We start from the raw sequence: 21,668 nt of genomic DNA on the forward strand, positions 1-21,668 counted from the left end.
ATTCCTGGAATCGCGCGCCGGGGCCGATTCCGAACACCCTGGGAAAGGTCGGGTTCCGATCATGAAGTACAGCAAGTTCGTGCGTGTTTCCTCCGCCCTCGTCTGCGCGGTGCTGCTGGCCGGCTGCGGAGCGTCGGAGGACGACGGGGGCAACCCGCGTTCCGAAGAAGAGGCGTTGGCGGTTCCCGACCGGCTGACGGTGGCGGATCCGGCGGTGGTCGCGGCTTCCGACATTCCCGTGTTCCCGATAGAGAAGTACCTCCCGAAGGTGGGCGAGGACGCCCGGATCGTCGCCGCCTCGGGTGAGCTGATCAGGGAGTGCATGGCCGGGTTCGGATTCCGGTACGAGCCGCCCGCGCCCAGCCAGGAGACGCTGGACTCCGGGGAGAACGGGGCGAACAGGGCCCGCCGGTACGGGGTTTCCAGTGCTTCGTCCGCGGCTGTGAACGGCTTCCACCTGCCGCAGGACGGTGGCGGTGGCCCGCAGCCGCCCCCTGAGATTCCGCCGATGTCGGAGGCGGAGAACAAGGTCTTCATCGGCGATCAGGACCCCGCCACCGGTGTCCGGCCGGGTGACAAGGTGGCCGGCAAGGAGATACCGCCCGGCGGGTGTTCGGGGGAGGCTCAGCGCCGGCTGAAGATCGAGCCCCGCCAGCGGATGGCTGAGAAGATCAACAACGTCAGTTTCGCGCGTTCGCAGGAGAACGCTCAGGTGAGGAAGGCGCTCCAGGAGTGGTCCGCGTGCATGGGACGCGCCGGACACACCTACAAGACCCCGCTGGACGCACTCGACCGACTCACGGGCGAGGCCCCTTCACCCGCCGAACTGTCCGCCGCCAAGGCGGATGTGAAGTGCAAGGACTCGGTGAATCTCGTCGGGATCTGGTTCGCCGTCGAGTCCGAGATCCAGGAGACGCTCATCGCGCGTAACGAGGAAGTCCTGGCTCAGGACGGGACGTCGTTCGACGCACTCGTGCGCAGAGCCTCGGAAGAAATAGCGAAGTCGTAAGAGCGAAGTCGTAAGGGTAGGAATGGGTAAAGTCATCAAATTCGGTCAGCTCTCCCACCGGCGGACCGCGCCGGCGTGGATCGTCGCCGCGGCGCTCTGCCTCTCGCTCACCTCGGGCTGCACCGAGGCCGACGAGCCCGGCGACCGGCCCGCCGCCGGGGCCACGGACCGGACCCGGCCGAATACCGCGGCACCTTCACCCGCCGAGAGCCCGAACGACGGTCAGGTGGAGGCGGAGCGGGTGAAGGACCTCGTGAGCGAGCAGCTCGACGTCCATCTCGCCACGTACGGGGAGGGCACGACGTCGCCCTGCCGGCCGAACGCGGCCGAGTTGTTCACCGAGACCTGTCTCGACGCGGCGCGATCGATCGGTTCCGTCGCCCGGACGGCTCTCGACGAGATCGACGGCGACAAGGGGTTCGGAACCCTGCGCCGCGTCTCACAGGCGACCGCGGACGCGTCCCGTGGATATACGGAGTCGGGCTGTTCCGCGAATCCTCAGGAGGCCTCGGTCCGGCAGCAGTGCGTGAGCCGTGGGGCGTTGCTCTCGCAGGCACCGGCGGATCTGCGTGACGGACTGCGTCTGGGACTCGCGGGCCAGTGACGCCAACAGCCGGAACGGGTGGAGAAATGACGGAAACAGCCGCTGAACCGGCGCCCCGGGGAGCCGTGTTCATCCGCAGACGCAGATGGGTGATGGGTACGGCCGCGGCGGCGGCGCTGCTGACGGCGGCCGGAGTCCTGGCCGCCGGGACGATCCGCTCGCCCGCCCAGGCGGTGGCCGACGCGGCGCCGCCGCCGGCGAGTCTGCTGACCGCCCCGGTGGAGTACCGGGTCCTCAAGGACTCCGTGATCCTTCGCGGCACGGTCACGGCCGAGCAGTCGGTCGAGGTGTCGGCCGAAGGCGGGCCGGAGGGGACCGCGGTCGTCACCCGGCTCCCGGTGAAGGCGGGCCGGCCGGTCAAGGCCGGGCAGGTGCTGCTGGAGGTGTCGGGCCGTCCCGTCATCGCACTGGAGGGTTCACTCCCCATGTACCGGGACCTCAAGCCCGGCGGCAAGGGCGACGACGTGGCCCAACTCCAGTCCGCGCTCGCCTCCTTGGGCCACAGCACGGCCGGCGACGAGGCGGGGTACTTCGGCCCGCGCACCAAGACGGCGGTATCGGCGCTGTACGAATCCGTCGGCCACACACCCCTGGCGGCCCGGCCCGACAGCGGACTCACCGTGGAACAGGCGGGCGACGAGGTGACCGCGGCCCGCAGGGCGCTGGAGGACCTTCCGGACACGGCCCCTTCCGTACGACGCACACGTGCCACGGAGGATCTCGCCAAGGCCCAGGAGCGCCGCGACGAGATCGAGACCGCGTCCGGCCCCATGGTTCCCGCGTCCGAACTGGTCTTCCTCAAGAGCTTTCCGGGCCGGGTGGCCGGCGTGAACACGCGTGTCGGGGCCAAGGCCTCCGGGGCGGCGATGGTCCTGTCAGCGGGACGACTGGTCGTCAACGGCATGCTCCAGCCGCACCAGAAGGGCCTGGTCCAGACGGAGCAGCCGGTCGAGATCCTGTCCGAGTCCACCGGTGCGGTGGCGTCCGGGACGGTGACCTCGGTCGCGGACGTCATGGAGACGGAGAGCACGGAGGCCCCGGGTGACGGCGCCGCCGACGCGGCCACGGGTGAGCGCGGCTACCCGGTCGTCGTGAAGCCCGCCAAGGCCCTGCGCTCCGACTTCGCCGGACAGGACGTCCGGCTGACGATCGAGGCCGCGTCCACCGGAAGCAAGGCGCTGGTCGTGCCCGTGTCCGCCGTCTCGGCGGGGGCGGACGGCAGGACCACCGTCACCGTGGTCACGCCCGGCGAGGGTCAGCGACGCGTACGGGTGACCACCGGCACGTCGGGCGACGGTTACGTGGAGGTGCGCCCGGCGCCGGGACAGCGTCTCGCCGAGGGGTGGCGTGTCGTCGTCGGAGTCCGGGGCGCCGCCGACCCGGGGACGCGTGATCGATGAGTGAGCACCCGCCACCACCGGTGGTCGAACTGCGCGGCGTCGGCCTCACGTACCCCGGACCGCCCCCGGTCGAGGCCCTTCATCCCTGCGATCTCACCGTGCGCCGCGGCGACTTCGTGACGGTCACCGGTCCGTCGGGCGCCGGGAAGTCCACCTTCCTCAACCTGGTGGGTCTGCTGGACACGCGGACGTGCGGTACGTATCTGCTCGACGGACTGGACACGGGCGTCCTCGGTGACGTGGACCGTACGGCTCTTCGCGGGCGGCGCATCGGTTTCGTCTTCCAATCCTTCCACCTGCTGAACTACCGGACGGCGGTGGAGAACGTGGCGCTGGCGCTCGTCTACCGGAAGAAGAAGCGCGCGGAACGGGTGGCGAGCGCGCGGGAGGCACTCGCGCGCGTCGGCCTGGAACACCGGATGGACGCGCTGCCCACCACTCTGTCCGGCGGGGAGAAACAGCGCGTGGCCATAGCGCGCGCACTGGTCGGCGAGCCGTCCCTGCTGCTGTGCGACGAGCCGACCGGGAACCTGGACACCGCCACCGCTTCATCGATTCTCTCCCTCCTCGACGAGTTGAACGGGGCCGGTCTGACGCTGGTGGTCATCACGCACGACGCGGCGGTCGCGCGGCGGGGCGGTCGCACCCTGGAGATCCGGGACGGACGCATGACCGAGCAGGCGGTCACATGCTGAGGCGGACACGCGCGGCACGGCTGTCCTTCCGGCGCGCCGGGCTGTTCCGGCGCGCACGGCTGTTCCGGCGTGCCGACCGCGTGGTGGAGCCCTCGCGGTTGTCCTTCGTCGATGTGGTGGGCGAGAGCCTGGCCGGCATCACACAGCGCCCCGCCCGTTCCGTTCTCACCTCGGTGGGTACGGTCCTGGGAGTCGGCACGTTCGTGGCCGTGCTCGGCATCACCGCGACCGCGTCGTCCCAGATCGACAGCCGGTTCAACTCGCTGATGGCCACCGAGGTCTCGGTCGAGGACGTGTCCCGCGAGAGAACGGAGTTCGTGGAGCTCGCGTTTCCGCCGGACGCCGGCCGGCGCGTCGAAGGGCTGAACGGAGTCCGGGACGCGGGGGTGTACTGGACCGTCCAACTGCCCGCGCGGGACACCGTTCGTACGGCACCGGTCCACGCCGCGGACAACGGCGGACGGATCCAGGTGGTCGCCGCCTCACCGGGAGTCCTGGAGGCGGCCCGTCCCTCCGTCGCGGAGGGGCGCCTCTTCGACGACTGGCACGACTCGTCGGGCCAGCGGGTCGCGGTACTCGGGTCGGCGACGGCGGCACGGCTGGGCATCACCACGCTCGAAACACGGCCGGCGGTCTTCCTGGGCGACGAGGCGTTCAGCGTCGTGGGCATCATCGACGACGTACAGCGTGAGCCGGAGCTGCTGTTGTCGGTCGTGGTGCCCCCGAAGGCGTCCCTCGACATCTGGGGTCCGCCCAGAGGCAGCGCGAAGATGCTGGTCGCCACCGACCTCGGGGCCGCGAATCAGGTCGCGTCGGAGATCCCACTCGCTCTCGACCCGGCCCACCCCGACTACTTCGAGGCCGTACCGCCTCCGGACCCGAGATCGCTGCGCACCGAGGTGACGAACGACCTGGACGACCTCTTCCTGCTGCTCGCCGGTGTCTGTCTGGTGATCGGTGCCGTGGGGATCGCCAACACCACGCTGGTGTCGGTGATGGAGCGCACCGGGGAGATAGGGCTGCGCCGGACTCTCGGCGCGAGAGCGCGGCACATCAGCGTCCAGTTCCTCTGTGAGTCCTCGGTGTTGGGGACCCTGGGCGGGCTCGTCGGCTCGGCGCTCGGGGTGCTGGGCGTCGTCGTCGTCGCCGTTCTCCGGGACTGGACACCGGTCATCCACCCGGGCACCGTGACCTCCGCCCCCGGCGTGGGCCTCGCCACCGGGCTGCTGGCCGGTCTCTACCCGGCCTGGCGGGCGAGCCGTGTCCAGCCCGTCGCAGCGCTGCGTCGTTGACCAGGCAGTTTTCCCCGGAGCGCGCCGATTGTCAGTGGGCTGCGGTAGCTTCCGAAGGACTGGGTTCCAAGGGGGCTACTGGGGTGACCATCGATGAGTGATACAGCTACGACGCAGGATCTTGACTCCCGGCTGGAGAAACACCGGACGGAGCTGACCGGCTACTGCTACCGGATGCTGGGCTCCGCCTTCGAGGCCGAGGACGCCGTGCAGGACACGATGGTCCGTGCCTGGCGGAGCTTCGAGAAGTTCGAGGGCCGGTCGTCGCTGCGCTCGTGGCTCTACCGCATCGCGACGAACGTGTGCCTCGACATGCTGAACGCGGGCAATCGACGGGCCCGGCCGATGGATCTCACGGAGGCGACCCCGGTGTCCCAGGCGAAGCTGAACTCACGTCCGGAGGTCACCTGGCTGGAGCCGGTCCCCGACGGCCGCGTGCTGCCTTCGGTGGTCGACCCGGCGGAGACGGCGGTGGAGCGGGAGACGATCCGGCTCGCCTTCGTCGCCGCGCTCCAGCATCTGCCGCCGAAGCAGCGCGCGGTGCTGATCCTGCGCGAGGTGCTGGCGTGGAAGGCGAGCGAGGTCGCCGAGCTGCTGGAGACGACGGTCGCGTCGGTCAACAGCGCGCTCCAGCGGGCCCGCGCGACGATCGCCGAGTCGGAACCGGCTTCGACCGACGCGTCGGACCCGCTCGACGAGGAGCAGAAGGCGCTCCTGGAGCGGTATGTGGCCGCGTTCGAGGGCTATGACATGAAGGCGCTGACCGCGCTCCTCCATGAGGACGCGACGCTCTCCATGCCCCCGTACGACCTGTGGCTGCGCGGGCACGACGACATCGTGGGCTGGATGCTCGGTGTCGGCGAGGTCTGCCGCGGTTCCCGGCTGGTGCCGACGGTCGCCAACGGCACGCCCGCGTTCGCGCACTACCACCCGAGCCCGGACGGCGACGGGTATGTGCCGTGGGCGCTCATGGTCATCGAGATCGAGGAGGGCAAGGTCACGGGCATCACCTCGTTCCTCGACACGGAACGGTGGTTCCCGCTGTTCGACCTCCCGGCCCGCCTGGAGAAGGACGCGTAGGAAGGACGCCTGGGAGGATCGGGGCCCGTTTCGACCGGGCCGCCGCGGGCCTCGTCGGGCCGGACGATGTCCGTCAGGCCGACGAGGTCCAGCAGCAGAAGCAGCTCGGGCCCCGCGCCCCGCAGCCGGATCCGGCATCCGCGTCTGCGGGCGACGAGTTGCAGTCTGGCGAGGGCGTTCACGGTGGCCACGGTCGGCCGGCCGAGTGCGCCGACGTCGCAGATCGCGTCGGTGGCGTCGCTGGCCCTCAGCCGTGCGGCCAACTGGTCGCAGAGCTGAGGGACATCGGCCGCGGTGATCGGTCCGCGCAGGGCGAGGAGGATCGTCTTGGTGGCTTCCACACCCATTGAGACCGGCGCGCGCGCCGGAACTCATCGGGGTCCCCCGAACACGGTCCGTCGGTGACCGGTCGGTGGGCGACCGGTCCGTCAGCCGATGCGGTCCAGCACGATCGGGGGCGCCGTGAACGCCGTCCCGGCCGGAGCGATGTCGTACGCCGCCGTCAGCGGCTCCAGCGCGTAGTCGAACTTCTCCGGGGTGTCTGTGTGCAGCGTGAGCAGCGGCTGCCCCGCCGTCACGGTGTCCCCCGGCTTGGCGTGCAGTTCGACGCCCGCGCCCGCCTGCACCACGTCCTCCTTGCGGGCGCGGCCCGCGCCCAGGCGCCAGGCGGCGACGCCGATGTCGTACGCGTCGAGCCGGGTCAGCACCCCGGAGGACGGCGCGGTGATCACCTGGCGCTCGCGCGCCACCGGGAGCGCCGCGTCCGGGTCGCCGCCCTGCGCCGCGATCATCCGGCGCCAGACGTCCATGGCCGAGCCGTCGGCCAGCGCCTTGGCCGGGTCGGTGTCCGGCAGACCCGCCGCGTCGAGCATCTCGCGGGCCAGGGCCAGCGTCAGCTCGACCACGTCGGCCGGGCCGCCGCCCGCGAGGACCTCGACCGACTCGCGTACCTCCAGGGCGTTGCCCGCGGTGAGACCGAGCGGGGTGGCCATGTCGGTGAGCAGCGCCACGGTGCGTACACCGTGGTCGGTGCCGAGGCCGACCATCGTGGCGGCCAGTTCGCGCGCGTCCTCGACGGTCTTCATGAAGGCGCCGGAGCCGACCTTGACGTCCAGGACCAGTGAGCCGGTGCCCTCGGCGATCTTCTTGGACATGATCGAGGAGGCGATGAGCGGGATCGCCTCGACGGTGCCGGTGACGTCGCGGAGCGCGTACAGCTTCTTGTCGGCCGGAGCCAGCCCGTCACCGGCGGCGCAGATCACGGCGCCGGTGGACTCCAGGACGTCCAGCATCTCCGTGTTGGAGATCCGGGCCCGCCAGCCGGGGATGGACTCCAGCTTGTCGAGCGTGCCGCCGGTGTGGCCGAGGCCGCGCCCGCTGAGCTGCGGAACGGCCGCGCCGCACGCGGCGACCAGCGGGGCGAGCGGCAGTGTGATCTTGTCGCCGACGCCGCCCGTGGAGTGCTTGTCGGCGGTGGGGCGGGAGAGCGACGAGAAGTCCATGCGCTCGCCGGAGGCGATCATGGCGGCGGTCCAGCGGGCGATCTCCGTGCGGTTCATGCCGTTCAGCAGGATCGCCATGGCGAGGGCCGACATCTGCTCGTCGGCGACGTCACCGCGCGTGTAGGCGTCGATGACCCAGTCGATCTGCTCGGGGCTCAGCTCACCGCGGTCCCGCTTGGTGCGGATGACGGAGATGACGTCCATGGGGTTCCTCACAGCCGTGCGAGTGGGTGTTACGTGTGACGAGTTACGTGCTACGCGAGGTGCTGCGGGCCGAAGGCCTGGGGCAGCATCTCGGAGAGCGGGAGAACCCCCGCCGGGGTGTCGAGAAGCAGCCCGGGGCCGCCGAACTCGTACAGCAGCTGACGGCACCGGCCGCACGGCACCAGGAGCACGCCCGCGCCGTCCACGCAGGTGAAGTGCGTGAGCCGGCCGCCGCCCGTGGCGTGCAGCGTGGAGACGAGCCCGCACTCGGCGCACAGGCCGAGGCCGTACGAGGCGTTCTCCACGTTGCAGCCGGTGACGGTGCGGCCGTCGTCCGCCAGGGCGGCGGCGCCGACCGGGTACCCCGAATACGGCGCGTACGCACGGGACATGGCGTCCCGGGCCGCCGAGCGCAGGGTCTCCCAGTCGACGTCGCCGCCTCCGGCGTCGGGGTCCGTCATGTGCCCTGGCCTCTTCGATAGGTCATGCCGTTCGCCTTGGGCATCCGTAGCCGTTGCGCGGACAGTGCGAGGACGAGCAGCGTCGTCACGTACGGGGCGGCGTCCACGAACTGGCTGGGGACCTGGTCCGTCAGGGCGTACCAGGTGAACAGCAGCGCGGAGACGGCCGCCGAGATCGCGGCGGTGAGGTACTTGCGCTTGTAGAGCTGCCAGCCCACGACGAGCACCAGCAGGATCGCCAGCAGAAGCAGCATCGCGTGCACGTTCTCGGCGCCGCCGCGCAGCTTGAGGCTGTCGGTGAAGCCGAACAGACCGGCGCCCATCGCCATGCCGCCCGGCATCCAGTTGCCGAAGATCATCGCGGCGAGGCCGATGTAGCCGCGTCCGCCGGTCTGGTTCTCCTGGTAGATGCCGGTGGCGACGATCGCCAGGAAGGCGCCGCCGAGTCCCGCGAGTCCGCCGGAGACGGTGACGGCGATGTACTTGTACTTGTAGACGTTCACGCCGAGCGTCTCGGCGGCGATCGGGTTCTCGCCGCAGGAGCGCAGCCGCAGTCCGAAGGACGTACGCCACAGCACCCACCAGGTGCCCGGAATCAGCAGCAGGGCGACGATCGTCAGCAGGGACAGGCCCGTCACCAGACCGCCGAGCACTCCGGCGATGTCGGAGATCAGGAACCAGTGTTTCTGTTGGAGATCTGCCAGCCCGTCGGCGAGTCCTGGAATGGTGATCTCGGTGATCGAGTCGATGCGTGGGGACTGCTTGGAGGAGCCGCCCGGTTCGTTGGCGAAGGTGAAGTTGGAGAGGTAGCGGGTGACGCCGACGGCGAGGATGTTGATGGCCACACCGGAGACGATGTGGTTGACGCCGAAGGTGACGGTGACGATCGCGTGCAGCAGGCCGCCGAGCGCCCCGCCCAGTATGCCGAACAGCACACCGACCCAGGGGCCCCACTGGAATCCGGCCCAGGCGCCGAACCAGGTGCCGAGGACCATCATCCCTTCGAGCCCGATGTTGATGACACCCGCCCGTTCGGCCCACAGGCCGCCGAGTCCGGCGAGCCCGATGGGTACGGCGAGTTCGAGCGCGCCGGCCACCTGTCCCACGGAGGTGATGTCCTCGGCGCCGCTGATCAGCCGGACCAGCGAGATCAGGGCCAGTCCGCCGGCGATGATCAGCAGAATGACGGGCAGGGTGAGCTTGCGCCGGCCGCCGCCCTTCTTGGGAGCCGCACTCGCTGCGGTAACGGTGCTGGTACTCACAGGGCAGCCCCCTTGTCACTCGTGGAATCGGCATCGGCGTCGGTCTGGATCGCGCCGCCGGCCGCGAGTTCTTCGCCGACCTTGCGCTGTTGGCGGCGGAGCCCGTAGCGGCGGACCAGTTCGTAACTGACCACGACCGAGATCACGATCAGGCCCTGCATGATCGTCGCGATCTCCTTCTCGTACCCGAACTGGTCGAGGGAGGCGGACGACTTGTCGAGGAAGGCGATCAGCAGCGCGCTGAACGCGATGCCGAGCGGATGGTTGCGGCCCAGCAGCGCGATCGTGATACCGGTGAAGCCGAGGCCGGTCGGGAAGTCGAGGCTGTAGGTGTGGCTGTCGCCCAGCAGGGTCGGCATACCGACCAGGCCCGCGACCGCGCCGGAGATCAGCATCGAGGTGAGGATCATCTTCTTGGCGTCGACGCCGGACGCCTGCGCGGCGCTCTCGCTGGCGCCGGTGGCGCGCAGGTCGAAGCCGAAGCGGGTGCGGCCGAGGACGAACCAGTAGATGACACCGCAGAGCGCGGCGACGAAGGTGAAGCCGTAGATCTCACCGGCCTCGGCGCCCATGGACAGTCCGGGGAACCAGCCGGACTCCGGGATCTCGCCGGTCGTCAGGTTGTTGGAGCCGGGGGGCTGCTCACCGAAGTTCTTCGGCAGGATCAGCCAGGCGACGAGGCTGGTGGCGATCGAGTTGAGCATGATCGTGGAGACGACCTCGCTCACCCCGCGTGTGGTCTTGAGGATGCCCGCGATGCCGGACCAGAGGGCGCCGACGAGCATCGCCGTGATGACGATGAGGGCGATCTGGAACGGTCCGGGCAGATTCACGCTGGCACCGACGAGCGCCGCCATCATCGCGGCGAGGCGGTACTGGCCGTCGACCCCGATGTTGAAGAGGTTCATCCGGAAGCCGACGGCGACGGCGAGTGCGGCGAGATAGTACGTACCGGCCTGGTTGACGATCAGGACCTGAACGTCGACGTAGCTCGCCGACTCGAACATGATCCGGTACGGCTCCCACGGGTTGGTGCCCGAGGCGAGCAGCACCACCGTGGTGAGGACGATGGCGACGACCAGGGCGAGCACCGGGCCGGCCAGGCCCAGGATCAGCCGGTCCTTGTCGAACTTCTTCATCGGTCCTCGTCCTCCGGGGCTGCCTCAAGATGGCCGGTCGCGGCGCCGGTCATGGCGGTGCCCAGCTCCTCCGGGGTGATGGTGGCGGGATCCGCGTCGGCGACGAGCCTGCCGCGGTACATCACGCGCAGGGTGTCGGAGAGCCCGATCAGCTCGTCCAGGTCGGCGGAGATCAGCAGCACCGCGAGCCCGTCGCTGCGCGCGGCCTTGATCTGGTCCCAGATCTGGGCCTGCGCGCCGACGTCGACGCCGCGTGTGGGGTGGGCGGCGATCAGCAGCTTCGGGAGGTGGCTCATCTCGCGGCCGACGATCAGCTTCTGCTGGTTGCCGCCGGAGAGGGACGAGGCCGTGACGTCGATGCCGGGCGTACGGACGTCGTACTCGACCACGATGCGCCGGGTGTCGGCGCGGGCGGCCTTGGGGTCGAGGAGTCCGCGCCGGCTGTTGGGGCGCTCGGTGACATGGCCGAGGATGCGGTTCTCCCACAGCGGCGACTCCAGCAGCAGTCCGTGCCGGTGCCGGTCCTCGGGGATGTAGCCGATGCCGCTCTCGCGGCGCTCACGGGTGGGCGCGTGCGAGATGTCGGCGGTGTCGAGGGTGACCACGCCGCCGTCCGGGTCGCGCAGACCCATCAGCGTCTCGATCAGCTCGGTCTGGCCGTTGCCCTCGACGCCCGCGATGCCCAGGACCTCGCCGCGGTGGATGGTGAAGCCGATCTCGGACAGGACCTCGCGTACGACACCGTCGGAGTCGGTGGCGGTCAGCCGCAGGTCCGCGACGTCAAGAACCGGCACGTCGGTGACGGTCGACTCGCGGGTCTGGGGCGAGGGGAGTTCGCTGCCGACCATCAGCTCGGCGAGCTGTTTGGTGCTGGTGTCGGCGGGGTCGGCCGTGCCCACGGTCGTACCGCGCCGGATGACGGTGATGTCGTCGGCGACGGACAGCACCTCACCCAGCTTGTGCGAGATGAAGATGACGGTGAGGCCCTCGGCCTTGAGCTCACGCAGGTTGTCGAAGAGCGCGTCGACCTCCTGCGGGACGAGGACCGCGGTGGGCTCGTCGAGGATGAGGATGCGGGCGCCCCGGTAGAGGACCTTGAGGATCTCCACGCGCTGGCGGTCGGCGACACCGAGGTCTTCGACGTAGGCGTCGGGGCGGACTCCGAGGCCGTACGCCTCCGAGATCTCGTTGATCTTGTTACGCGCCCCCTGCCCGATCCCGTACAGCTTCTCGCCCCCGAGGACGACGTTCTCCAGGACGGTCAGATTGTCGGCCAGCATGAAGTGCTGGTGCACCATGCCGATGCCGCGCGCGATGGCGTCGGCCGGGCTGTTGAAGGTGACCTGGTGGCCGTCGATGGTGATGGTCCCCTCGTCCGGCTTCTGCATGCCGTAAAGGATCTTCATCAGGGTCGACTTGCCGGCACCGTTCTCGCCGACGAGGGCGTGCACGGTGCCCTTGGTGATGGTGATGCCGATGTCGTGGTTGGCGACGACGCCGGGGAACCGCTTGGTGATGCCGTGCAGTTCTACGGCGGGCGGACTGCTGGACGCGTTGATGACGCACTCTCCTTGGCCGGAAAGGACCGGAGGCGGGGCGGAGGGCAGGGCGGGGGTGAAGCTATCGCGCCGGAGGGGCGTCTACACGCGTAGCGCTGCCGAATCGTGAGCGTAGATCTTGGGGAGAAGGGGGCCGGTTCCGGTGACCGGAGCCCGGAGCGGCGGCTCGCGCCGTCGCTCCGGGCCCTCGGTGCTACGGAGCGGTCTTGACGGTGATCTTGCCGTCGATGATGTCCTGCCGGGCCTTGTCCACGGCGGCGGTCACGTCGGTCATCTTGACGTAGGCCGGGTTGGTGTCGGTGAGGCCGACACCTTCCTTGTCCAGGCCGTACCGGATCTCACCGTTCTGCGGCTTGCCGTCGGCGACCGACTTGATCAGGTTGTACACCGCGTCGGAGACATCCTTGGTGGCCGAGGTCAGGATGCTGTCCTTGTACTGGGCGAGACCGGCCTGCTGGTACTGGTCGGAGTCGACGCCGATGCTCCACTTTCCGGCGCCCGCGGCCGAGACCGCCTCGATCGAGCCGGAGCCGGCCAGACCGGCCGCCGCGTAGATCACGTCGGCCTTCTTGTCGAGCTGGCCCTGGGCGGCGGCCTTGCCCAGGTCGGGCTTGGAGAAGCCTTCGAAGTTCGGCGGCTGGGTCAGATACTGCGAGAGCACCTTCACCGACGGGTCGGTGTCCTTGACGCCCTGCGCGTAGCCCGCCTCGAACTTCTTGATCAGCGGGGTCTCGACGCCACCGATGAAACCGACGGTCTTGGACTTGGTGGTCTTGGCCGCGGCGACACCGGCGAGGTAGGAGCCCTGCTCCTCGTTGAAGACCATGTTGGCGATGTTCTTACCGGTCACCGACGAGTCGTCGATGATGCCGAAGGTCGTCTTCGGGAACTTCGGGGCGACCTTCTTGATGGCCGGCGCGTAGGCGAAGCCCACACCGATCACCGGGTTGTTGCCCGAGCGGGCCAGCTCGGTCAGACGCTGGATCTTGTCCGCGTCGGCCTCGCCGTCGGACGGCTCGGCGTCGTTGCCCTTGACCTTGAGGTCCTTCTCGGCCTTCACCAGACCCGCGTACGCGGCGTCGTTGAAGGACTGGTCACCGCGGCCACCGATGTCGTACGCGATGGCGACGCTCTTCTCCTTCGAGTCGGACGCGGCGTCCGATGAGGAGGTGTTGCCACACGCGGTGGCGGTGAGCGCAAGCGCCGCGGATGCGACGCCTACGGTTGCGATCCTGGTGATCCGGCGCAAGGGAGGCTCCTTCAAAAGCGACCTAGGGCGCCTCTTCCGGCGCTGGTTTCGCGGCGATCGTAACGCGCGTAGATGTCAGTTAAAGACCCGTACGGAAGCTGTTATCGGATCGTCGCGAACAGGACCCGCCACGTCCGATTACGAGAAGGGGCACGGCCGGTTACGAACGGTCGCCGTCGATCAGCGCGGCGGCGGTGAAAAGCTCCACACCGACCTGAATCGCCCGTTCGTCCGCGTCGAAGTCTCCCCGGTGCAGATCACGCCGGGAGGTGTCCCCCGGAGTCCGTACGCCCAGCCGCGCCATCGCGCCGGGGACCTGCTCCAGATACCAGGAGAAGTCCTCGCCGCCGAGGCTCTGCTCGGTGTCCTCGATCGACTGGGCGCCGCGGCGCGCGGTCTGCGCGTCGCGCAGCAGCTCGGCCGTCACCAGGTCGTTGACGACCGGCGGCACCCCGCGCACATAGTTGATCTGCGACTTGGCGTGGTAGAGCGCGGAGATCTCGTCGATCGCGGCGTGCACCAGGTCCGGTGCCTCGCGCCAGGACTTCAGGTCCAGGCAGCGGACGGTGCCGGACAGTTCGGCATGCTGCGGGATGACGTTGCAGGCGTGGCCGGCGGCGATACGGCCCCAGGTGAGCGCGAGCCCGGACCGGGCGTCGACGCGGCGGGCCAGGAGCGCGGGCACCTCGGTGGCGACCTTCGCGGCGGCGGTGACCAGGTCGGTGGTCAGGTGCGGGCGGGCGGTGTGGCCGCCGGGGCCGTCGAGGGAGACCTCCAGCCGGTCGCAGGCGGAGGTGATCGGGCCGGTGCGCAGGCCGATGGTGCCGACGTCCACGCGCGGGTCGCAGTGCACCGCGATGATCCGGCCGACGCCCTCCAGGACACCGGACTCGATCGCGTCGAGCGCGCCGCCGGGCAGCACCTCCTCGGCGGGCTGGAAGATCAGCCGGACCGGGTTGGGCAGCAGCCCCTCGCGGGCGAGTTCGGCCAGGACCAGGCCGGCGCCGAGGACGGCGGTGGTGTGCACGTCGTGGCCGCAGGCGTGCGCGCGGTCGGGCACGGTGGAGCGGTAGGCCACACCGGCCTTGGTGTCCGGGATGGGCAGGGCGTCGATGTCCGCGCGCAGGGCGAGCATGGGCCGGGCGGGCGCGGCCCCCTCGGAAACGCCGATGTCGCAGAAGAGTCCGGTGCCGGTGTTGAGTACCTGCGGCGCGAGGCCGGCCGCCTCCAGGCGGTGCTTGAGCGCGGCGGTGGTACGGAACTCCTGGTTGCCCAGCTCCGGGTGCATGTGCATGTCTCTGCGGAAGGCGATCAGCTCGGTACGCAGCGTTTCGGGCAGCGTGCCGGGCAGCGCGGCCGCGCTGGGCTCACCGGAGAGGTCGGCTTCGGACTCGCGGGACATCAACTGGTTCACCTGTTGAAGGGTAGGCCCCCGGAGGGGGCAACTGCCCGACGATCAACAAATCTTCAGCCCGAAAGGCGTAAGAAAGTGGGCCGGTAGGCGAGTGACGCAACGCCGTGGCGGGTAAGCTCGCCCATCCGTCGCGGGATGGTGACGGAGAGTGTTGAATCCGTCCAGAATCCGGACACCTCTCGCCTGGCGGGCGTACGCCTCTGTGTGGCCGGTCCGCGCCGCGTACGGGCCTGGCTCCCCCGAGGTCGTACGGAGCGGGCTCCCCCCTCCGGTGTGCACCCCGGCCCCCCACACACGGAGCACCGCGCACCCGCCGACCGGGCGCCGATGCCAACTGCCGCCCAACCCAAGGCACTTGTCGGTGACGGGGCCGATACACTGTGTGGGCGCGTGGCCGGTCCGGTTCGAGGGGCGGTCGATACGGGAACGGGGGATTTCATGTCGTTCGACGAGGAATGGGCCCAGCTCCGTGACGCGGCGGCCCAGCGTCACTCGATGCAGCTCAACAGCCTTCCGGCCGAGGGAGGCGGCGGAAATATCGTCGTCAACCGGGATGATCTCGGCCGTATCGGGAACGACGCGTACGAGCTGCGAGTCCGGCTCTCCAAGGACGGCGACCACGCGCGTCCCGCCACTCACGACGCGGCGATCGCGCTGACCAACGGGCAGTTCACCAGTGGTTCCGCGCTGCTCAAGGTGAACGACCGGTGGCAGACCCACCTCAAGACACTGTTGGACGCCTGCGCGCGGATCTCGAACCATCTGGACTTCACCAAGGCGCAGCATGCCAAGGACGAGGTGACGATCGAGGGTGACATCGCCCCCATCTCGGCACTGACGGACTACATGAAGTAACACACCACACGCGAGGAACGACGGGGGGGGGGACGTTCGGCATGCTGACGTACGAGGACATCATCAACGCCCCGGTAGCGAAGCTGAAGGCCGCCGCCGACGGTTGGACGAAGATGACGGCCAGGCTGGACCGGCTGGCGCCGGACGCCTGGGACGGCATGAGGGCCAGGGCGGACAAGGCCGCGTGGGAGGGCGTGAACGCGGGCGTCACCAAAGAGTTCATCGCCAAGACGGCCAAGGAGTTCAAGGACGCGGCGGCCGAGGCCAGGGGCGTGATGCAGATCCTTGACGACGGATACGCGGCCATCAAGAAGGCCAGGGACGACCTGCTGAGCATCCGCGATCACGAAGGGCCGGCGGCCGGTATCCACGTGGACGCCAAGGGCAAGGTCACCGCCCGGAACTCGATCCAGGAGCTCACGCCGTATCAGCGCGCCCATGACCCGGGCTACCAGGAGACTCTCCAGCGGGAGAAGCAGAACATCGCCGCCTGGCAGGCGAAGATCGACCGCATTGTCGACAACTGCGACGACACCGACGTGGCGTTCAAGAACGCCCTTGAGGCCAACGTCACCGACCGCAAGGACTTCAGCGGGCCGACGTACAGGAAGCTGGACCAGGAAGAGGCCGCGCGGGCCGCCGCCCTGGCCGGCAAGGGCCGTGACCTCACCCACACCGAACTCCAGGCTCTCAACGAACTGCTGGCGGACAACAGCAGGTCCGTGGAGTTCTCGAAGAACTTCTACGAAAAGCTCGGCCCGGAGAAGTCCCTCTCGTTCTTCGGCCAGCTCTCCACGGACACCTACCGCTCCGGCCGGGTCGACAAGGGTCGGCTCAAGGACATCCAGGAACTCCAGAAGAACCTGGGGCTCAACCTGGCCACCGCCTCCCACGACAAGGCTTTCACCGCGGAGTGGGGCCCGGAGCTCCGCAAGATGGGTACGGAACGCATTCCGCTGGCCAAGTACGACAACAGCGGGCCGTACGGCTACCAACTGCTCGGCGGGATCATGCGGTACGGGAACTACGACCCCAAGTTCCTCAACCCCATCGCCGAGCACGTGATCCAGCTGCGGCAGAAGGACCACGGCTTCTTCTACGGGTCGAAGGGGCTGCCCGGCGGGCCCGAGAATCCGCTGAACCCCTCGGGTGTCAACGGTTCGGGCTACGACCCGGTGATCAGCATGATGGAGGCCCTGGGGCACAGCCCGGAGGCCGCGAAGGAGTTCTTCTCCGCCGATCCCACCGCCTACAACGAGGACGGCACCCCGAAGGGTGGCACCGCCGACCTGGGCAAGAACAAGGACGGGGAGACGATCACCAACTACCTGGACTTCTTCCAGAATGAGGACTACGACCCGTTCTTCGACATCGTGGGTCATGACCGCGATGACCAGGAGAGGTCCATGAAGTACATGCCTGACGCGCTCGGGAAGGCCCTGGAGGCAGCGACCACCGGACATGCCTGGGACGATCCCTCGCCCACCCTGAAGCGGGACGAGGTCACGGCGGGCATCATGAAGGAGGTCATCGACAGCTACGGCGGGGACTCCGAACTGCGTGACCGGCACGAGCCGATGAAGGACAGCCTCGCGCGCATGGGCGCCGCCTACATCGACGACCTGAACTACTCGACTTACAACTTCGGCGGTTACGGAGACGAAGCGGGGCGTGACGGTCTGTTCGCGACGAGCAGTGACGGATCCGCAAGGACCGATTTCGGAGGGGATGCGGCACTCAGGTTCATGGCCTCGGTCGCCGCGGACGACGAGGGCTACCGGACGCTGAGCTCCGCTCAGCAGATGTACGAGGCCAGCGGACTCCGGTCGTTCGGGGACAACAAGGACGATGCGCTGACGTTCGGTGGAAACGCGACCAAGGTGCACGGCATCCTCGACGAGTCGCGCAGCATCGGAATCGCTGAGGAGTTCAAAGGCGACGCGGACGCGAAGAACCTGGAGATGGAGAAGAGCGGGGAATGGCGTAAGTACGGGGTCAGCGGCGCCGTGGCGGGCGTGGTGGGAGTCGGATCGGCGGTTGTGCTCGGGCCTGCCGCGGGTATCGTCGCCGCGACCGCGGTGCCGCTGGTGATGGAGACGGTGGGCGGCGCCGTGAGCACGCAGTACGGCACCGACACGCTGCAGTACCTCAAGGACGCCGAGTACAACAACAACGACGAAGCACTCGCCAGCATTGATGCGAACGGCTCGCAGGGCAAGGTCAGTGCCACCGGCGCCATGTTCCACTACGCCGACTCCGTGGGAATGACGCAGCAGGAGAAGCGCTATCTCTTGGCCGATACCGAGACGTACTACAACAACGGTGTAGCAGCGGCACGCCAGCCGATGAAGGTCAAATGATGACGAAGCGCGTACTCCCGGCGTCCATGATGTCCGGCGTCGTTCTGGGTGCCCTGGTGCTGGCCGGGTGCTCGGACGGTTCCGGGACCGAGAAGGAGGCGCCTGTTTCCAAGAGCCTCCAGGTGTGTGAGCAGTTCCTGGGCGCGGAGAACGTCCGCAAGGCGGTCGACTCCGTGGGCGGAGGTGAGGAGGCCGCCCTCGCACGGCACGCCCCCGGGGACCTGGCGGCGGCACTGAGCCGTGAGGCCGAGGAGTGGTCCGAGGGCGATCTGCTGCACAACGCAAACAGTGCCTGCCGCATCGACATCCCGGCCGAGGGCGATGGCGCGTTTGTGATCGAGGCGTCGGTCGCGTGGTCCGTACTCACGGACGATTTGATGAGCGAGCCGAAGTACGCCAAGACTTGGCGACGGTTGAACGACCACGTCTTCGTCGAGTCGGGGACGGGACAGCCGATCATGAGGCTCCTCGTCGCGTGCGGTGTGCCCGGCGCTCCGTCAGGGCAGCAGGCGGGGCTGCCCCTCCAGATGACGGTGATCGATTCCGGGCTGCCGGTCGAGCAGCGCGAGGCCTTGCTGTCCACGTTCGCGCGCACCCTGGTGGACGAACTGGCCTGCACCGACAACCCGACTGTGCCCGCACAACTCCTCAGCGGATAAGGCTGCAGGCGAGGGAGACAACGACGTCGTGGAGTTCGGTGCGGCGTTCCCGGCGGACGGCGGGGCGTTTGAAGTGGTGGAGCGGGGCGAAGGTCTGCTCCACCACTTACCGGGGCTTGCCCATGCCCTTGGTTGGGTGGTCGGGGCGATTTTGTTGCCTGGGCATGGCGGGGCCCCGGACCCCGAAACGTCCTGAGACTGTCCCCCGACCGAATCGACACAGAAGGAACCTGATGGTGATCACCCGCACGAGGACGCACAGGCTCCTGTGCGCGGCAGTGGCCGGCTCTATGACGCTGACGTCTCCGTGACGGCCGACAAACTGTGCGCCGTGGGAGCCGTGAACAAGGCCGCGGTCGGAGCACTCGACGTCATCACCGGTGCGGCCTTGTTCGCTCCCACCGGCGGGGAATCCGCCGTCGCCGCCGCAGCCGGGGAGTTGACCGGAGTGGCCGCACCCATGGGCTCCGGAACCGGAGAGGTTTGCAGCATTTTTCCGCGTCCCGAATCCAGTGGCCCGGCCGCTGAGATTCGCATCGTCTGGAGACTGAGCAGCACCCCTCCGAAGGAAGACACCGCCCGGAAGTTCACCAGGCTTCCCATGAGCGAGAAAGCCGGTGCGGCTCACGACTCCGCGTTCGTCACGTTCCCTTGCTCGCCGAAGGACAAGCCTCTCGCATCGCCCGACCGTGTCAGTGTCTGGGCGCAATCATGGGCACTGCCCACGGAGGCCGAGGGGGATGTGCGACCGCTCAAGAACGCCTACGCCACCCTCGCCCACTCCTTCGCCCTGGCTATGGCAAAGCAGCTCGACTGCGACAACAACGCCGGACTGAAACCCAAGCCGTCGCTCATCCCGGCGTCATAGCCACAGCGGGCGGCCCGCAGGGCCGCCCGCCCGTCTCGTCACGCGGGGGCGGACAGCCTCGGCAGCCTGTGGACGTCCCTGGCCGTACCCGTGACACCGGACAGGAAGCCGTGCGCGCGCGGCGAGGCGTTGTCCTTCAGCCACTCCGGGGCGATGTCCCACACGGCCACCCGCACGCCCGTACCGGCGAGCGCGAGCGGCAGGGTGTGCACGACCGTCGACGGGAAGCTGAGGACGGTCGACCCGATCGGGCCGCGCCGGGCGATCAGCTCCAGCGGGAGATCGGGCCGTACGATCTCCAGACCCGTCTCCGTGGCGAGCCGGTGCAGCTTCTCCACGCTCTCCCTGCGGTGCGCGAAGTACCGCGTCGCGCCGTGGCTGCGGGCGAGCGAGCCGACCGCCGTCACGTACTGCTCCAGGTCGACCACGCCCGTCTCGACGAGCGAGGTGCCCACCATGTCGGCGCCCTTGGAGATCCGGGGCGGCCCGAAGGTGGCCTTGGTCCACTCGAACGTGTTGGCCGTGACCGTGATGCCCGGCGGCGCCTCCACGGGCATCGAGGTGAAGACCTCGACGCTGCGGGTGCGCGAGGGCGTGAGCCGGCGCCGCGCGACGGCGGAGACCGGCGCGAGCACCAGCTCGCGCGGCCCGCGCCTGCCGCCGCGCCGGTGCCAGCGCACCAGCGGTTCACCGTGCACGAGTTGCGCGATGAACTCCATCGTCGCCGTCCCGTCGTCCACGACGGTCAGCTCCTTGCTGCTGACGAGGGTCAGCAACAGCTGTACGTAGCGGGAGAACGGGTCGCCGATGACGATCCGCTCCGCCTTGCGCAGCAGCGGAGCCAGCTCCCGTATCGTCCGCAGCGGCGCGCTCGCGCCGCCGCGGGCCTCCTGCCAGCGCACGGTGAAGCCCGCGTCGCGGGCCAGCTCGGCCATCCGCCGGAGCTGGCCGCGTGACATGGGATCGGTGGGCGACAGGACGACGACGGTGAGTTCCTCACCGGTCACGCTCGCCCGCGCCCACTCCAGCACGTTCAGGAGTTGGACCGGGCTCTCCACGAACGCGATGGCACGAGGCGACCCGGCTGCTGGGCCGCGCACTCCGGAGGGACGGCTCATGGCTGTCAGACCGCCACGGGCTGTGCGCCGTCCGCGGCCTCGGCGACGACACCGGTGACACGGCGGAGCTTCTTCATCGGGCCCAGCTCCGACTCGTACACCTTCTTGACGCCGTCACCGAGGGAGGCCTCGATGGTGCGGATGTCGCGGACGAGGCGGGTGAGGCCCTGCGGCTCGACGGAGGCGGCCTGGTCGGAGCCCCACATGGCGCGGTCGAGGGTGATGTGACGCTCGACGAAGGCGGCGCCGAGGGCGACGGCGGCGAGGGTGGTCTGGAGACCGGTCTCGTGGCCGCTGTAGCCGATCGGCACGTTCGGGAACTCGGCCTGGAGGGTGTTGATGACCCGCAGGTTCAGCTCCTCGGCCTTGGCCGGGTACGTCGAAGTGGCGTGGCAGAGAAGGATGTTCTCGCTGCCCAGCACCTCGACCGCGTGGCGGATCTGCTTCGGCGTCGACATGCCCGTGGAGAGGATGACGGTACGGCCGGTGGCGCGCAGGGAGCGCAGCAGCTCGTCGTCGGTGAGGGACGCGGAGGCCACCTTGTGGGCGGGCACGTCGAACTTCTCCAGGAACGCGACGGCCTCGGTGTCCCACGGGGAGGCGAACCAGTCGATGCCGCGCTTCTTGCAGTGCGCGTCGATCGTGGCGTACTCGGCCTCGCCGAACTCCACGCGGTGGCGGTAGTCGATGTACGTCATGCGGCCCCAGGGGGTGTCCCGCTCGATGTCCCACTGGTCGCGCGGGGTGCAGATCTCCGGGGTGCGCTTCTGGAACTTGACGGCGTCGCAGCCGGCCTCGGCGGCGGCGTCGATCAGCGCGAGCGCGTTGTCGATGTCGCCGTTGTGGTTGATGCCGATCTCACCGGTCACGTAGACGGGGCGGCCGGGTCCGGCGGTACGGGTACCGAGCGTGCGCAGACGGGAGTTGGTGCTCATCAG

At 69.2% G+C, this 21,668-nt stretch carries 19 protein-coding genes and 1 pseudogene; 10 read left to right on the forward strand and 10 right to left on the reverse strand.

Annotated features, from left to right (window positions below; genetic code table 11):
• Positions 1 to 61: 61 nt before the first annotated feature.
• From ACFT9I_RS17610 to ACFT9I_RS17635, 6 genes are all read left to right on the forward strand, one after another.
• On the forward strand, positions 62 to 1,009 hold the full coding sequence (locus tag ACFT9I_RS17610) for a hypothetical protein (protein ID WP_382565136.1): 948 nt from the start codon (positions 62 to 64) through the stop codon (positions 1,007 to 1,009).
• 22 nt (positions 1,010 to 1,031) lie between these two features.
• Positions 1,032 to 1,613 carry a hypothetical protein gene (locus tag ACFT9I_RS17615; protein ID WP_382565138.1) on the forward strand — a complete coding sequence of 194 codons (582 nt, stop codon included), beginning with the start codon at positions 1,032 to 1,034 and terminating at the stop codon, positions 1,611 to 1,613.
• Positions 1,614 to 1,639: 26 nt separating this feature from the next.
• A complete protein-coding gene (locus tag ACFT9I_RS17620; RefSeq protein ID WP_382565140.1) occupies positions 1,640 to 3,013 on the forward strand; it encodes a peptidoglycan-binding protein in 1,374 nt (457 codons plus the stop codon).
• The gene (locus ACFT9I_RS17625) at positions 3,010 to 3,708 is read left to right on the forward strand and encodes an ABC transporter ATP-binding protein (RefSeq protein WP_382565142.1); all 699 of its coding nucleotides are present in this window, start codon (positions 3,010 to 3,012) and stop codon (positions 3,706 to 3,708) included. Before ACFT9I_RS17620 ends, ACFT9I_RS17625 begins: the two co-directional genes overlap by 4 nt.
• Positions 3,702 to 5,000 (forward strand): ABC transporter permease, encoded by a 1,299-nt coding sequence (locus tag ACFT9I_RS17630; protein ID WP_382565144.1) that lies wholly within the window; start codon positions 3,702 to 3,704, stop codon positions 4,998 to 5,000. Before ACFT9I_RS17625 ends, ACFT9I_RS17630 begins: the two co-directional genes overlap by 7 nt.
• Positions 5,001 to 5,093: 93 nt before the next feature.
• A complete protein-coding gene (locus tag ACFT9I_RS17635; RefSeq protein ID WP_382565145.1) occupies positions 5,094 to 6,080 on the forward strand; it encodes a sigma-70 family RNA polymerase sigma factor in 987 nt (328 codons plus the stop codon).
• A gap of 86 nt (positions 6,081 to 6,166) precedes the next feature.
• Here ACFT9I_RS17635 and ACFT9I_RS17640 read toward each other — a convergent pair.
• The 8 genes and pseudogenes from ACFT9I_RS17640 to ACFT9I_RS17675 form a co-directional block, all read right to left on the reverse strand.
• Positions 6,167 to 6,427, reverse strand: a pseudogene (locus ACFT9I_RS17640) (STAS domain-containing protein); the annotation flags it as partial.
• Between the two features lie 81 nt (positions 6,428 to 6,508).
• Entirely contained in the window at positions 6,509 to 7,786 is a 1,278-nt protein-coding gene (locus ACFT9I_RS17645) for a thymidine phosphorylase (protein WP_382565147.1), read from the reverse strand.
• A 50-nt stretch (positions 7,787 to 7,836) separates the two neighbouring features.
• On the reverse strand, positions 7,837 to 8,247 hold the full coding sequence (locus ACFT9I_RS17650) for a cytidine deaminase (protein ID WP_382565149.1): 411 nt from the start codon (positions 8,245 to 8,247) through the stop codon (positions 7,837 to 7,839).
• On the reverse strand, positions 8,244 to 9,509 hold the full coding sequence (locus ACFT9I_RS17655; RefSeq protein WP_382565151.1) for an ABC transporter permease: 1,266 nt from the start codon (positions 9,507 to 9,509) through the stop codon (positions 8,244 to 8,246). Before ACFT9I_RS17655 ends, ACFT9I_RS17650 begins: the two co-directional genes overlap by 4 nt.
• On the reverse strand, positions 9,506 to 10,648 hold the full coding sequence (locus ACFT9I_RS17660) for an ABC transporter permease (protein WP_382565153.1): 1,143 nt from the start codon (positions 10,646 to 10,648) through the stop codon (positions 9,506 to 9,508). The genes ACFT9I_RS17655 and ACFT9I_RS17660 overlap by 4 nt, the downstream gene beginning before the upstream one ends.
• Positions 10,645 to 12,174 (reverse strand): ABC transporter ATP-binding protein, encoded by a 1,530-nt coding sequence (locus ACFT9I_RS17665; protein ID WP_382565315.1) that lies wholly within the window; start codon positions 12,172 to 12,174, stop codon positions 10,645 to 10,647. Before ACFT9I_RS17665 ends, ACFT9I_RS17660 begins: the two co-directional genes overlap by 4 nt.
• 226 nt (positions 12,175 to 12,400) lie before the next feature.
• Positions 12,401 to 13,456, reverse strand: a complete 1,056-nt coding sequence (locus ACFT9I_RS17670) for a BMP family protein (RefSeq protein ID WP_382565155.1) — start codon at positions 13,454 to 13,456, stop codon at positions 12,401 to 12,403.
• Between the two features lie 160 nt (positions 13,457 to 13,616).
• Entirely contained in the window at positions 13,617 to 14,858 is a 1,242-nt protein-coding gene (locus ACFT9I_RS17675; protein WP_382565317.1) for an amidohydrolase, read from the reverse strand.
• Between the two features lie 450 nt (positions 14,859 to 15,308).
• Here ACFT9I_RS17675 and ACFT9I_RS17680 point away from each other — a divergent pair, with 450 nt between their 5' ends.
• From ACFT9I_RS17680 to ACFT9I_RS17695, 4 genes are all read left to right on the forward strand, one after another.
• Complete coding sequence (locus ACFT9I_RS17680) at positions 15,309 to 15,725, forward strand: hypothetical protein (protein ID WP_382565157.1); 417 nt, start codon at positions 15,309 to 15,311, stop codon at positions 15,723 to 15,725.
• A 41-nt stretch (positions 15,726 to 15,766) separates the two neighbouring features.
• A complete protein-coding gene (locus tag ACFT9I_RS17685; RefSeq protein WP_382565159.1) occupies positions 15,767 to 18,085 on the forward strand; it encodes a hypothetical protein in 2,319 nt (772 codons plus the stop codon).
• Complete coding sequence (locus tag ACFT9I_RS17690) at positions 18,085 to 18,744, forward strand: hypothetical protein (RefSeq protein ID WP_382565161.1); 660 nt, start codon at positions 18,085 to 18,087, stop codon at positions 18,742 to 18,744. Before ACFT9I_RS17685 ends, ACFT9I_RS17690 begins: the two co-directional genes overlap by 1 nt.
• A gap of 307 nt (positions 18,745 to 19,051) precedes the next feature.
• Complete coding sequence (locus ACFT9I_RS17695; protein WP_382565162.1) at positions 19,052 to 19,612, forward strand: hypothetical protein; 561 nt, start codon at positions 19,052 to 19,054, stop codon at positions 19,610 to 19,612.
• Positions 19,613 to 19,650: 38 nt separating this feature from the next.
• Here ACFT9I_RS17695 and ACFT9I_RS17700 read toward each other — a convergent pair whose 3' ends face one another.
• Together ACFT9I_RS17700 and ACFT9I_RS17705 are read right to left on the reverse strand one after the other, a co-directional pair.
• A complete protein-coding gene (locus ACFT9I_RS17700) occupies positions 19,651 to 20,730 on the reverse strand; it encodes a hypothetical protein (RefSeq protein WP_382565164.1) in 1,080 nt (359 codons plus the stop codon).
• 5 nt (positions 20,731 to 20,735) lie between these two features.
• Positions 20,736 to 21,665: an N-acetylneuraminate synthase family protein gene (locus tag ACFT9I_RS17705; RefSeq protein WP_382565165.1), complete on the reverse strand. Its 930-nt coding sequence runs from the start codon at positions 21,663 to 21,665 to the stop codon at positions 20,736 to 20,738.
• Positions 21,666 to 21,668: the final 3 nt, after the last annotated feature.

The sequence above is a fragment of the Streptomyces sp. NPDC057137 genome (genome assembly GCF_042670825.1).
Lineage (GTDB): Bacteria > Actinomycetota > Actinomycetes > Streptomycetales > Streptomycetaceae > Streptomyces.